General features: G+C 72.6%; 11 protein-coding genes. 10 read left to right on the top strand and 1 reads right to left on the bottom strand.

The features are described from left to right. Positions 1-7 precede the first annotated feature (7 nt). From BSZ37_RS02800 to BSZ37_RS02755, 10 genes are all read left to right on the top strand, one after another. Positions 8-2,233, top strand: coding sequence for a carbohydrate binding family 9 domain-containing protein (locus BSZ37_RS02800; RefSeq protein ID WP_095509083.1), 2,226 nt, complete (start codon positions 8-10; stop codon positions 2,231-2,233). A gap of 140 nt (positions 2,234-2,373) precedes the next feature. Beyond that, positions 2,374-3,558 (top strand): FIST signal transduction protein, encoded by a 1,185-nt coding sequence (locus BSZ37_RS02795; RefSeq protein WP_095509082.1) that lies wholly within the window; start codon positions 2,374-2,376, stop codon positions 3,556-3,558. Positions 3,559-3,591: 33 nt separating this feature from the next. Then, complete coding sequence (locus BSZ37_RS02790) at positions 3,592-4,743, top strand: FIST signal transduction protein (RefSeq protein ID WP_095509081.1); 1,152 nt, start codon at positions 3,592-3,594, stop codon at positions 4,741-4,743. Next, entirely contained in the window at positions 4,740-7,445 is a 2,706-nt protein-coding gene (locus BSZ37_RS02785; RefSeq protein ID WP_095509080.1) for a sensor histidine kinase, read from the top strand. Before BSZ37_RS02790 ends, BSZ37_RS02785 begins: the two co-directional genes overlap by 4 nt. Continuing rightward, positions 7,442-8,200, top strand: a complete 759-nt coding sequence (locus BSZ37_RS02780; protein ID WP_095509079.1) for a hypothetical protein — start codon at positions 7,442-7,444, stop codon at positions 8,198-8,200. Before BSZ37_RS02785 ends, BSZ37_RS02780 begins: the two co-directional genes overlap by 4 nt. Further along, complete coding sequence (locus BSZ37_RS02775) at positions 8,197-9,042, top strand: hypothetical protein (protein WP_095509078.1); 846 nt, start codon at positions 8,197-8,199, stop codon at positions 9,040-9,042. Before BSZ37_RS02780 ends, BSZ37_RS02775 begins: the two co-directional genes overlap by 4 nt. Further along, positions 9,039-9,860: a hypothetical protein gene (locus BSZ37_RS02770; RefSeq protein WP_095509077.1), complete on the top strand. Its 822-nt coding sequence runs from the start codon at positions 9,039-9,041 to the stop codon at positions 9,858-9,860. Before BSZ37_RS02775 ends, BSZ37_RS02770 begins: the two co-directional genes overlap by 4 nt. Continuing rightward, the gene (locus tag BSZ37_RS02765) at positions 9,857-10,327 is read left to right on the top strand and encodes a hypothetical protein (protein ID WP_143537541.1); all 471 of its coding nucleotides are present in this window, start codon (positions 9,857-9,859) and stop codon (positions 10,325-10,327) included. Before BSZ37_RS02770 ends, BSZ37_RS02765 begins: the two co-directional genes overlap by 4 nt. A 189-nt stretch (positions 10,328-10,516) precedes the next feature. After that, on the top strand, positions 10,517-11,536 hold the full coding sequence (gene ahr, locus BSZ37_RS02760) for an NADPH-dependent aldehyde reductase Ahr (RefSeq protein WP_095509075.1): 1,020 nt from the start codon (positions 10,517-10,519) through the stop codon (positions 11,534-11,536). Between the two features lie 49 nt (positions 11,537-11,585). Next, positions 11,586-12,413: a hypothetical protein gene (locus tag BSZ37_RS02755; RefSeq protein ID WP_095509074.1), complete on the top strand. Its 828-nt coding sequence runs from the start codon at positions 11,586-11,588 to the stop codon at positions 12,411-12,413. Positions 12,414-12,688: 275 nt separating this feature from the next. On the opposite strand, the gene BSZ37_RS02750 is transcribed toward BSZ37_RS02755, so the two are convergent. Further along, positions 12,689-13,654 carry a D-2-hydroxyacid dehydrogenase gene (locus BSZ37_RS02750; protein ID WP_179299449.1) on the bottom strand — a complete coding sequence of 322 codons (966 nt, stop codon included), beginning with the start codon at positions 13,652-13,654 and terminating at the stop codon, positions 12,689-12,691. Positions 13,655-13,773 lie beyond the last annotated feature (119 nt).

The following is a 13,773-nucleotide window of genomic DNA, read 5'->3' as shown; positions in this document are numbered from 1 at the left end:
CGATCCCATGACCCGCCTCCTCCTGCTCGCCGCCCTCGCGCCGGCCTTCGCCTTCGCCCAGGCGACGCCCGACGTCGCGCCCGCATCGATCGACGAGCCGTTCGTCGTGCCCCGGCTGGCGGGCCCCGTCACCCTCGACGGCCGCGTCGACGAGGCCGCGTGGGACGCCGTCGCCCCGCTCCCGCTCGTGACGCACTGGCCCTCGTTCGGGGAGGCGCCGTCGGAGCCGACCGAGATCCGCCTGGCCTACGACGACGCCTACGTCTACCTCTCGTGCCGGTGCTACGCCCCGCCCGAGGCCGTCTTCGCGGCGTCGTTCGAGCGCGACCTCGCCACGCTCGGGACGGACTACCTCACCCTCGGCCTCGACACCTTCAGCGACGACGAGTCCGGCGTGTCCTTTATGACCTCCCCCACGGGCTCGCGCACCGACACCGCGACGTCGGGTGACACCGGCGCCAACGACGAGGCGTGGAACACGTTCTGGGACGCCGAGGTGACGGTTACCGACGAGGGCTGGTTCGCCGAGATGCGCGTCCCGTTCTCCAGCCTCCGCTTCCGGTCCGACGGCGGGCGCGTGACGATGGGGCTGAGCGCGTGGCGGTACCTCGGCAAGAAGAACGAGCTCGACATCTTCCCGGCCATCCGGCCCGACTGGGGGTTCTGGAGCTTCAACAAGCCGTCGCAGTTCCAGACCGTCGTGTTCGAGGGCGTCGAGCCGCGGCGCCAGGTCTACGTGACGCCGTACGCGCTCGGCGGGATGGGCCAGTCGTTCGACCTGGACGCGGCCGAGTCGGCCTACGTCCGCGCCGACGACGCCGTGACCGAGATCGGGGCCGACGTCAAGGTGGGGCTGAGCGACGACCTCACGCTCGATCTCACGCTCAACACCGACTTCGCCCAGGTCGAGGCCGACGCGCCGCAGGTCAACCTCACGCGGTTCTCGCTGTTCTTCCCCGAGCAGCGCCAGTTCTTCCTCGAGCGCGCGAGCCTGTTCGACGTCGGGCTCGGCGGGTCGGACCGGCTGTTCTACACGCGGCGGATCGGGCTCGTCGACGGCGAGGCGGTGCCGCTGCTGGGCGGCGGGCGCCTCGTGGGGCGCGTCGGGGCGTGGGAGGTCGGCGCGATCAACCTCCAGACGGGGCGGCGGACGATCGGGCTCGAGCCCGACGACCGGCTGCCGTCCGAGAACGTCGGCGTGCTGCGCGTGCGGCGGCCCGTGTTCAACGCGCGCTCGACGGCCGGGGCCATGCTCACGAGCCGGGTCGGCGAGGACGGCGCCACGAACGTCGCGCTCGGCCTCGACGCCGACGTCCGCGTCTTCGAGGAGTCGTTCCTGTCGCTCAACGCGGTCCAGACCGTCGACAGCGGGGTCGAGGGCGCGTCGCCGTGGGACACGGCGCGCTTGAGGGCGCGGCTGGAGCGGCGGGCCTACACCGGGACCAGCTACTCGGCGACCGTCACCTACTCGGGCGAGGCCTACCGGCCCGGACTGGGATTCGAGCAGAGGCGGGACTACACGGCGCTCCGGGGGGAGCTGTCGCAGGGGTGGGGCGCCGGCGGCCCGTTCTCGCGCCACCGCGTCGAGGCCTCGTCGCTCGCGTTCCTCCGCAACGCCGACGGCTCGACCGAGACGGTGGACACGGACTTGAACTGGGACGGTCAGTTCCGGTCGGGCGCCTCGCTGTCGGTCGGCGCGAACGTCGTCCGCGAGGACCTGCGCAACGGGTTCGCGCTCTCCGACGACGCCGACGTGCCGGCCGGCACCTACACGTTCGCCTCCGCGCGGGCCAGCGCCGGCACGCCGGGCGGCCAGCCGCGACGGGCGTCCGTGTTCGCCGGCGGCGGGGCCTTCTACGACGGCTGGCGGATCACGGCTGGCGTCTCGCCGACGTGGGTGGTCTCGAAGCACCTCGCCTTGTACGGGACCTACGAGCTCAACCGGATCGGCTTCCCGGACCGCGACCAGTCGTTCACGGCCCACGTGGGGCGGCTCCGGGTGCGGGCCGCGCTCAACACGCGGTGGTCGCTGTCGTCGGTGGCCCAGGTCAACAGCGCCGCCCGCGGCGGGCTGCTCAACCTCCGCCTCCGGTACAACCCCCGCGAGGGGCGCGACATCTACCTCGTCGTCAACGAGGGCTTCAACACGGACCGGCTGCGGGCGTCGCCGGCGCGGCCGTTCACCAGCCAGCGCGCGGTCCTGGCCAAGGTGACGACCACGTTCGCGCTGTAGATGACGGTCCCATCACGTTAAAATTCTAAAATTTAGGCCGCTCGTCTACCTTCGCCACCGGGGCGGCGCCCCGCGCAGGCGCCGCGCTGGCGGCCAGCGCGCGCGGCGGCCGTCATCCCCACCCCGCTGCCTCCCGACCCATGACCGTCGCCACCGGCCACAGCCACGACCTCGACTCCGCCGACGCCATCGAAGAGGTGCTCGACCAGTGTGCCGACGCGCTCGGTGGGCGGGCGGCGCACGCCGGCCTCCTCTACGCGGGCGTCGACCACGACCACCAGACCCTCCTCGACGGCATCGAGGCGCGCTACCCCGGCCTCCAACTGATCGGGTGCACGACGCACGGCGAGATCTCCTCCAGCGGCTTCGCCGAGGACTCGGTCGCCCTCATGCTCCTCCACTCCGACCGCGTGCAGTTCCGGGCCGGCGTTGGCGAGAACACCCGGACCAACCCCGAGGCGGCGCGGCAGGCCGTCGCGCAGGCGCTCGACGGGCTGGCAGAGCCCGTCAAGCTCTGCATCGCGCTCCCCGAAGGGATCGGCGGCGTCGATGCCGACGCGCCCTGCACGATCCCGCTCGGCATGGTCGACGCGCTGGGCGCGGCGCTGGGGCCGGGCGTGCCCGTGTGCGGCGGGCTGGCGGCGGACCAGATGCGGTTCGAGGAGACGGTCCAGTTTTGCAACGGCCGCGTCTACACCGACGCCCTCCCGGTCCTGCTCGCGGCCGGGCCGCTCCACGTCGCGACCGGCCTCGCCAGCGGGTGGGAGCCGCTCGGCGAGGCGCACCGGCTGACGGACGTGGACGGGCTGACCGTCCGCGCGATCGACGGGGAGTCCCCCCGGGACGTCTGGCGGCGCTACTTCGGGGTCGACGCCCACACCGGCGCGCCCAACTTTTTCGCCGTCTACCCGGGCGAGGAGGGGGCGGCGGGGGGCGAGGCGTTCTACCTCAGCTCCCCCTCGCGCTTCCAAGACGACGGGAGCATGGTCACGATGACGCCGGTCACGCCGGGCGCCCGCCTCCGGTTCACGTCGGCGACGCGGGACCAGCTGCTCGACGGAGCGGCGGCCTCGGCCGAACGGGCGCGCGCGGCCTACCCGGGCGCCGCGCCCGAGGCCGCCCTCGTGTTCTCGTGCGCCAGCCGCCCGGCTCTCCTCGGCACGCGCGTGCGGAACGAGGCCGAGCGGCTCCAGGAGGAAGTCGGCGGGGCCCTGCCGGCCGTCGGGTTCTACACCTACGGCGAGATCTGCCCCCTCCCGAGCACGCCGGCGCCCGTCCACCACGTCAGCACCTTCGTCACCGTCCTCATCGGGGAGGACGAGTAGCCCGGCCCGTGCACACCGCCCGTCCGTAGACCCATGACCGTCGCCACCGGCCACAGCCACGACCTCGACTCCGCCGACGCCATCGCCGAGGCCCTCGACGCCTGCGCCGACGCGCTCGGCGGGGCGACCCCGGGGGCGGGGCTGCTCTTCGCCGGGATCGACCACGACCACCAGGCCCTCCTCGACGGCGTCGAGGCGCGGTACCCCGGCCTCCCGCTCGTCGGCGGGACGGGCCACGGCGAGCTGTCGTCGGAGGGGTTCGCGGAGGACTCCGTGGCCCTCATGCTCCTCCACTCCGACCACGTCGAGTTCGGGGCCGGGGTGGGGGAGGGCGTCCGGGCCGACCCGGCGGGCGCCGCGCGGGCCGCCGTGGCAAGCGCCCGGAGCGGGCTGACGCAGCCGGTCCGGCTCGGGCTCACCGTCCCCGAGGGGATCGGCATCGACGTGATGGCGGTCACGGACACGCTCCACGCCGAGCTCGGACCGGAGACGCCCGTGTGCGGGGGGACGGCGGGCGACCAGCTGCGCTTCGAGCGGGCCTACCAGTTCTGCAACGGGAACGTCTACTCGGACGCGGTGCCCGTGCTTCTGCTGGCGGGCCCGCTCCGCGTCGCGACCGGCGTCGCCAGCGGCTGGGTGCCGATGGGCGGCGAGCACCGGCTCACGAAGACGGAGGGCCAGACGGTCCTCGAGATCGACGGGAGGCCGGTGCGGGACGTCTGGATGCAGTACTTCGGCTCTCTGGACCTCCACGGCGCGCGCAATCAGTTCGCCCTCTACCCCGAAGGGGTCGAGGAGCGGGAGTTCTACCTCTGCGCCCCCTCCCACTTCGACGACGACGGGCGCATGGTCATGCACAACCCGGTGATCGAGGGCGCCCGCATGCGCTTCGGCGATGCCGCGCGCGAGCAGGTGCTGGATGCGGCTGGGACGTCGGCCGCCGCCGCCCGCGCCGGCTTCGAGGGCACGCCCGACGCCGCGCTCGTGTTCTCGTGCGCCGGTCGCCACGCCTGGCTCGGCACCCAGATCGGCCGCGAGCACGGGCTCCTCCGGGAGCACGTCGGCGCCGAGGTCCCCGCGGCCGGGTTCTACACCTTCGGCGAGATCTGCCCGCTCCCGGGCTCGCCGACGCCCTACACCCACAGGTCCACCTTCGTCACCGTCCTGATCGGCGAGGAGGCATGAGCGACGGCACGCCCCCCATCGCGACCCTCGAGAAGACGCTCCGCCAGCTCCAGCGGAAGCTCGAGCGCTCCGAGTGGCACCGCGTCGACCTGGAGAACCAGCACGACCGCGACCAGCACCTCTACCGGCGCCTCCAGGCCGACCTCGAGGCGGCCCAGCGCGAGGCCCAGATCCAGCTCGCCCTCGAGCGGATCCGGACGCAGACCTCGCTCATGGAGCACTCGAGCGAGCTCGTCGCCACGTCGGCCGTGTTCCACGAGCAGCTCCTGGCCCTGGGCGTCCCGACGGAGTTCTCGTACGTCTGGCTCCCCGACGAGGCGGCCGGTCAGCACCAGTTCTGGGCGACGTGGACGGCCGACGAGGACGGCGAGACGGTGCACCGGAGCAAGGCGATCACCTACGGACTCGACAAGGAAGAACCGTACACGGCCGCGTGCTTCGCCGCGTGGGAGAGCGACGAGCGCTTCCTCGTCGACTTTGTCCCGCCCGCCGACATCGCGCACGTTTTCGAGATCTGGGACGAGCTCATCGGCAACGCCGAGCACCTGAGCCCGGAGCGCTTCTCCGACGGGATCTTCTACGCCGAGGGGTACATGGCGTACGGGTGCTTCGGGGTCAACATCCGGCGAGAGCCGGCCGCGGAGGAGCAGGCCATCCTCCGCCGCTTCGCTCTCGAGTTCGAGCGGGCCTACACCCGCTTCCTCGACCTCCAGAAGGCGGAGGCGCAGGCGCGCGAGTCCCAGATCGAGGCGGCCCTCGAACGGATCCGGAGCCGGACGATGGGGATGCGCTCCAGCGACGAGCTCTCCGACGTGATCGGCCGGATGTTCAGCGTGCTGACGCACCTCGACCTCGACCTCACCGGGTGCGTCATCTGGGTCATCGACCCGGAGACGCGGAGCGCGCGCTTCTGGATGGCGAACGCGGAGCGCCCCGACGAGCCGGACAGCTACCACATCCCCTACCACGACCACCCGTCGTACCGCGCCTTCCTCGACGCATGGGACCGTCGGGAGGCGCTGTGGACCTACGACCTCCACGGCGAACTCAAGGCGACCTGGGACGCGGTGCTCTTCTCCGAGACCGAGCTCCGCCGGCTCCCCGACGAGGTAAAAGCGGGGATGGCGGCCCCCGACCGGGTCCTGCTCACGGCCTCGTTCACACCCTTCGGCGCGCTCCACGTCGCCAGCCTCGAGCCGCTGGCGGACGAGAGCGCGGCGATCCTCCGCCGCGTGGCGACGGTGTTCGACCAGGCGTACACGCGCTACCTCGACCTGGAGCAGGCCGAGGCCCGCGCCCGCGAGGCCCAGATCGAGGTGGCGATGGAGCGCGTCCGCTCGCGGGCCCTCGCCATGATCACGTCCGACGAGCTGCTCGACGTGGCGTTCACGATCCGGCGCGAGTTCGCCGGGCTGGGGCTGGAGTGTGGGGCGTTCTGGCACACCCGCTACACGCCCGAGGTCTACCAGAAGGCGCTCACCAGCCTCGACGGAAAGAAGCTGGCCGCCGTGATGGAGCTCCCGCGCGACTTCGCCAGCAACCCGGCCCTCGCGGCCTGGGAGCACGGCGACGAGAAGGTCGGCGTCTTCCCGTTCGACGCCGAGGCGGGCGCGGAGTACATGCACCACATGGCGACGAAGGGGAAGTTCTCCGAGATCGACCCCGAGGCCATCACCGTGGAGATGGTGCGCGAGCACGGTGGAATCACGTTCGTCCAGGCGCGGACGTCGCACGGCGAGATCGGCTACTCGCTCTGGGGCGAGGCCGAGCCGACCGAGGAGGCGAAGGACGTGCTTGTCCGCTTTACGACGGCTTTCGACCTAGCCTACCGCCGCTTCGAGGACCTCCAGCAGGCCGAGGCCGATCACCAGGCGCTGTTGGAGGAGAAGGCCCTCACCGAGCGGGCGCTCGACGAGCTCCGCGCCACGCAAGCCCAGCTCGTCCAGGCCGAGAAGATGGCCTCCCTGGGGGCACTGACCGCGGGGATCGCCCACGAGATCAAGAACCCGCTCAACTTCGTCAACAACTTCGCCGCGCTCTCGCAGGAGCTCGTCGAGGAACTGACCAACGAGACGGACCCCGAGGAGCGGGCGACTCTCCTCGCCGACCTCCAGGCGAACGCGGCCAAGATCGAGGAGCACGGCCGCCGCGCCGACGCCATCGTGCGGTCGATGATGGAGCACGCACGGAGCGGATCGGGGGAGCGGCACGTCGTGGACCTCAACGCGCTCGTCGCAGAGTACGCGAGGCACGCCGAGCACGCGGTGCGGGTCCGGCACCCCGGGTTCGAAGCGAGGCTCTCGCTCCACCTCGGGGATGGCGTGGGCGAGGTCGAGCTCGCGCCGCAAGAGATCGGACGGGTCCTCATCAACCTCATCGACAACGCGCTCGACGCCACCCGCCAGCGCGCCGAGGCGGAGGGGGACGGGTACGCCCCGACGGTCACCGTCGCGACGTGCCGGACGGTCGGCAGCGTGGAGGTCCGCGTGGGGGACAACGGGCCGGGGATGGCGGAGGCCGTGCGGGCCCGCGTGTTCGAGCCGTTCTTCACCACGAAGCCGACCGGCGAGGGGACGGGCCTCGGGCTCTCGCTCAGTCACGACATCGTGGCGCAGGGCCACGGCGGCACGCTCGCCGTCGAGAGCGCTGAGGGCATGGGCGCCACGTTCGTGCTCACGCTCCCGACCGGCGACCGGCCATGATCCTCCGCCGCGTCGCCCAGCACGTCCAAGACCAGAACTGGACGGCTGTCGCCATCGACTTCGTGATCGTAGTGGTCGGCGTGTTCCTCGGCATCCAGCTCGGCAACTGGAACACCGCGCGGGCGGAGGACGCACGCGAGCGCCTGCTGCTGGGCGAGCTCCGCGCCGAACTCGTCGAGGCCGCTCGCCAGCTAACCATCAAGCGGAACGCGTACGCCCAGGTCGGTCAGTCCGGCGAGGCCGCCCTCGCCTTCCTGGATGCGGGCGAGCCGTGCACGGACGACTGCTGGGGCCCCCTCGTCGACTTTTTCCATGCCTCGCAGTGGCAGCAGGTCACGGTCGGTCGCTCGACCTACGACGAGATGCGGCGCAACGGGTGGCCCCGCGACCGCGACCTCGTCGACGCCATGGAGGACTACCTCCGTCAGGCCGATCAGTTCGAGGCCCCACTGGAGCAGCCGCCCGCGTACCGGTCCCTCGCCCGCGGCCTGATCCCCCTCGCGGCCCACATGCCGTACTGGACGAACTGCTTCAAGCTGACCGACGGCGAGGAGCTCTACCGCGGCGACTGCCCGGCGGGCGTCGCGCCGGAGGTGGCCGCGGCCGGGGTGCAGGCCCTCGCAGCCCACCTCGACGTCCACGCCGCGCTGACGGAGTGGGCCGGCTTCGCGGCCGCGCTCAGCGTCAGCTTCGACCCGCTCATCGCCGCGGCCGAGCGGGCGGTCGCGCTTATCGACGCTACCCTCGACGCATGAGCGACGCCCCGCCCCCGCCCGCCTCGGCGCCTCCGCCGACGAGTGCACCCGCGCCGAGCCCGAGGCGGACCTTCTTCGCCCGGCTGGCGGCGGCCGTCCGGCGGCAGGACTGGTTCGTCGTCTGTCTCGAGGTCGGCATCGTCGTGCTCGGCGTCGTCATCGGCTTCCAGGTGACGAGCTGGGGGCAGGCCCAGTCGGACCGCGCCAAGGAACAGACGTACCTCCGCCAGCTCTCGCGCGACCTCGCCGAGACCGAGCGGCTGGCGGACGACCTCGCTCGAACGATGGCCCCGCTCGAACGGGCCCCGCGACGGCTGGCTCAGGCCCACTATCTCCCCGAGCCGCCGCCTCGCGATTCCGTCATCCACTGGGCCGCCGTCGCGCCCGCGTACTGGGAGATCAGCCCCGTCCTGGGCACCGCCGAGGCCCTCGTCTCGACGGGCGACATCGGGCTCATCCGCGACGACTCCCTCCGCATCGCGATCACCGCCTACCTCGAGAAAGCGCGGGAGAACATCCGGGGGTGGGGGGCCTGGAAGGACGTGCTCCTCCGACAGACCGACGAGTACGGCGCGACGACGCCCGTCGCGTTGCTCTTCGCGGAGTGGGTCGGCCCCGCCGCGCTGGACTCGCTCGACCGCGCCGACGACTGGATGGCGCTCGCGCCTCCCGGCGTGGCCCTTCCTGCCCTGGACACCGATGCGCTCGTTCGCGACGAGCAGGTCCACCGCTTGATGGTCCGGATCACGATTGCGAAAGACAACATGGCGATCAACCGGCGAGAGATCGCCCAGTACGCGGCGGCCCTCCGCGAGCAGGTCGAGGCCGAACTGGACCGATGAGCGACGCCCCGACCCCGCCCCCCCTGGCGACTCCGCCGCCCGCGCCGCGCCCGAGGCGGTGGGACTGGCGGCCCAAGGTTCGGTGGTTCGCCGCCGAGTACCTCATCGTCGTGCTCGGCGTGCTCACGGCCGTCGGCATCAACGCGTGGTGGGGCGACCGCCAGCAGGCCCAGGAGGAGCGGCGCCTCCTGACGGCGCTCCTCGCCGAGGCCGACGCCAACGAGGCCCGCCTCGCACGGATCGTCGCGTTCCACGGCGCCGTCAAGGAGACCGCGACGACGCTCCTGGCCGTCTCCGCCGACCCCACCTCCGAGGTCTCCGCCGACTCGGCCGACCAGCTCCTCACCGACGTCTCGTGGTGGAGCAGCTACACGACGCTGGAGTCGGCCGTGCTCGACGCGGCCGTCCAGGACGGGCAACTCGACGTCGTCCAGACCGACTCGCTGCGGCGCCTCCTCGGGACGTGGCACACCGAGCTCGCCGCCGTCCGGGTGCAGGGCGAGCAGGAGCGCGCCCACTACGAGACCGTCTGGGTCCCTCTCCTCCGCGCCGAGACGGAGCTGGCCCAGGTCTCCAACCGGGCCGAGACCGTCCCCGGCAGCAGCGACCCGTACCAGGGGGCGGCGCTCCCCACGCCGCCGACGCCCACCGACCACCGGCCGCTTCTCCAGAGCCGGGCGCTCCGCAACGCGCTCGTGCAGAAGGTCTGGATCGAGGACGACGTGCTGTTCAAGTACGGTCAGCTCGACGGGCTCCTCCGACGCCTCCGCGCGGCGCTGGCGACCGACCTCGACGGCCCGCCCGACGCCCAGCCATGACCGACGCTCCCACCCCATCCACCTCGGCACCTCCGCCGCCCGACCCGCCCCCGCCCACGCCATCCCCGAGGCGGTGGGACTGGCGGCCCAAGGCGCGCTGGTTCGCCGCCGAGATCGTCGTGGTGGTGGCGGGCATCCTCATCGCCCTCGCCCTCAACGTGTGGTGGGGCGACCGCCAGGGCGCGGCCCAGGAGCGCGTCTACCTCCAGCAGCTCGCCGCCGACCTGGCGACGACCGCCGGCCGCCTTGAGGGCTCGACGGCCGCCATGCGGAACTCGATGGAGGCCTCGGCCAAGCTCCTCGTCGCGTTCAACGCGCCCGACCGCGCCGACCCCGACTCGGTCGCGGCGTGGGCCGGGGCCGTCGTCTGGAACGACCGGCCCGGGCTGGCGCTCGGCGTCGCCCGCGCCCTCGTCAGCACCGACCTCTCGCTCGTCCGCGACGACCATGCTCAGCCGCGTCCGTGATCTCCAGGGTGTCCTCGCGCGGCGCGGGGTCGAGGTCCGATAGTCCGGCGGGGAGACCCTGGTTCGTAACTTGATCAAAATCATATTGCTACCGCGAGTGGGACCCCCTCTCCGGTCGCCCACAGCGAGCCCCAGCGCCCGCCCGCCTGACCGACTGCCGGCGCCCCGCCGATACCCCGACATCCCCCAATGGCCGATTCCCAGACCGTCGCCGCCTACGCTGTCCACGAAAGCGGAGGCCCGCTGGAGCCGTTCACCTACGAGGCCGGGCCCCTCGGCGCCGACGAGGTCGAGATCGACGTCCTCTACTGCGGCATCTGCCACAGCGACCTGAGCATGATCGAGAACGAGTGGGGGATGACCCAGTACCCGCTCGTCGCCGGCCACGAGGTGATCGGCCGCGTCGCCGCGGTCGGCAGCGACGTCGAGAGCCTGGCCGAGGGGGCGGTCGTCGGGCTGGGCTGGCACGCCGGTTACTGCGGCCACTGCGGCTCGTGCAAGACGGGCGACCAGAACCTCTGCGCGACGGCGCAGCCCACGATCGTCGGCCACCACGGCGGGTTCGCAGACACGGTCCGGGCCCAGGCGTCGAGCGTCGTCGCGATCCCCGACGGGATGGACCTCGAGGCCGCCGGGCCGCTGCTCTGCGGCGGCATCACCGTCTTCAACCCGCTCGTCCAGTTCGACGTCCGCCCGACGGACGCGGTGGCCGTGATCGGGATCGGCGGGCTCGGGCACCTCGCGCTCCAGTTCCTCAACGCGTGGGGCTGCGAGGTGACGGCCTTCACGTCGAGCCCGTCGAAGCAGGAGGAGGCCCTCGACCTCGGCGCCCACAAGGTGCTCAGCTCGCGCGACCCCGATGCCATCGCGTCGGCCGCGGGCACGTTCGACTTCATCGTCTCGACGGTCAACGTGAAGCTGGACTGGAACGTCTACGTGAGCACGCTCAAGCCGAAGGGGCGGCTCCACTTCGTCGGCGCCACGCTGGAGCCGCTGGACCTCGGCGTGTTCCCGCTGATGCTGGGCCAGCGGTCGATCTCTGGCTCGCCGGTTGGTGCCCCGGCGACGATCGAGCAGATGCTCGACTTCGCGCACCTCCACGACATCAAGCCGCAGGTCGAGGTGTTTCCGATGAGCGAGGTCAACGCCGCGCTCGGCCGCCTGAAGTCGGGCGAGGCGCGGTACCGGATCGTGCTGTCGAACGTGTAGCGCCGACGCGCAGAACGGGGGGGGCGGTCCCGGGCGGCTACCTTCGCGCATGGAGCCCCTGCCTACCTCCACCCCGCTCGCCTCGGTGTCCGCCACGGCCGAGCCGACGCCGCCCACGAGGCGGGCCATGACGTTCCTCGGGCGGCTCTCGAAAGCCGTCCGCGAGCAGAACTGGTTCGCCGTCGGGCTTGAGGTCGCCATCGTCGTGCTCGGCGTCGTGATCGGCTTCCAGGTCACGGCCTGGGGCAACGAGCGGGCGGCACGAGCGCAGGAGCGCGAGCTGTTGCGCGGCCTCCGGTCCGAGCTCGCGGCCAACGTCGACCATCTCGACCGGGTGGCCGAAGAGCACCGCCGGACCATCCGCCAGGCCCGCCGCCTGCTCGCGTGGACGGGGCCGGACCCGGCCGACGTGCCGCCGGCCACGATGGACACGCTGCTGACCGCGCTCATCAACGAGATCCCGGCGTACCACCCCGCCATGGGCGAGGTCGAGGCCATGCTGGGCGCCGGGCACCTCGGGCTCGTCCGCGACGACAGCCTCCGGGCCATGCTGGCCTCGTGGCCGGACGTGCTCGAACAGCTGCGGGCGGCCGAGGACGAGATGCGGGCGGACGTGCTCGACCGGTTCTTCCCCTACCTCGTCGAGCGGACGCCGCTCGTGACGGCCGACCTCCAAGTCGGCTACATCGCGACCGACCGGCCGAGCCAGTTCCCCCAGCGCTACGACGCGCTCCTCTCGGACGTGGCCTTCGAGAACCACACGGAGAACCGGTGGGTGATGGCGAACGCGATCCTGGAGGAGGGCGAGCCCGTCCGCGCGCTGCTGGGCCGGATGGTGGGGCGGATCGACCGAGAGTTGGCGTCGGCGGCGCCTTGAGCGCGAGCGCCTCGGGATCGGCCGGCCAGCCCCGGCGCCCTGCGACCCGAGCCGCTCCGTGACCGTCCGTTCTCCGCCCCGCATGGCTCGACGAGGGGCCGATGCAGACGGGCGCCCGACCGGGGCCGACGCCGCGGCGTCGGCCGAGATCGAGAGCCGCCGTCGGCTCCTGGCGTGGGCGTGGACGAGCGAGGGGGTCCCCTTCCGCACGGACGTCCAACGCTTCGTAGCCGACCCGATGAGAGAGGCGGCCTCGCACCTCCCGCCAGCGCCGGTCAGTAGCCGGCCTCGAGATCTACGCGGTTGCGGAGGTCGTCGCCAGCCCGCCAGCGCTCGAGGTTGTCGGCAAACAGGTGGAGGGCGCGCTCCGCGTAGTGCGGCGTGTCGCCGGCCACGTGCGGCGTGAGGATCACGTTGTCCATGTCCCACAGCGGCGACGACGCGGGGAGCGGCTCGTCCTCGACCACGTCGAGCCCGGCCGCGCCGACATGGCCGGACCGGAGCGCCTCGACGAGGTCGTGCTGGTCGACCGTCTCGCCGCGGCCGACGTTGACGAACACGGTCCCGCGCTTCATCGCGCCGAACACGCCGGCGTCGAGCATCCGGTAGGTCGCGTCGGTGGCGGGGAGCGCGGCCACGACCGCGTCGGCCTCGGCGAGCTCGTCGGCCATGGCGTCGGGCGTGACGGTCCGGAGCGCGCCCGGCGTCTCGCGCCCGCTGTGGCGGACGGCGACGGACGTCATGCCGAACGCGTCGGCCAGCCGGATCACGCGCTCGCCGATGGCGCCGGCGCCGATCACCACGAGCCGCTTGTTCAAAAGCTCGAACACGCCGCCGTAGTCGTCGCTGCCGCCCCACCGGTGCGCGCGCTGGTCGCGGAGCGCCGTCGGGAGCTGCCGCGCGAAGGCGAGCAGGAACGAGAAGACGTGCTCTCCGATGGGCACGGCGTGGACGCCCGACGCGCTCGTCACCGCGAGGTCGGGGTGCGCCGACGCGTCGAACGCCTCGTGCTCGACGAGCCAGTCGAGCCCGGCGCTCCACGACTGGATCCACCCCAGACTCGGCGCCTCCGCGACGAGGGCAGGGGGGAAGTAGCCGAGGGCGACCGCGACGTCCCCGAGGTGGGGGCGGACGTCGTCTTTCGTGCGGGTGCGGACGACGTCGAACTCGGGCGCGATCTCGCGGACCCGGTCGAGATCGGCGAGTTGGACGTCGGAAAGGCAGACGAGGAGGGTGGGCATGGCGCGGCGGCAGGGGAGGAGGGCACGGCGCGCGGCGGGGGAAGGATCCTCGGGGATGGCCCGAGGCGGGGCATCGCGACGAACACGGCGGGGGCGGGGCGGTTGGAGCGGTCCCCTCG

The organism is Rubrivirga marina (assembly GCF_002283365.1).
Taxonomy (GTDB): domain Bacteria; phylum Bacteroidota; class Rhodothermia; order Rhodothermales; family Rubricoccaceae; genus Rubrivirga; species Rubrivirga marina.
The sequence above is the reverse complement of the archived record's forward strand: the minus strand, read 5'-3'. Positions and strand labels throughout refer to the sequence as shown.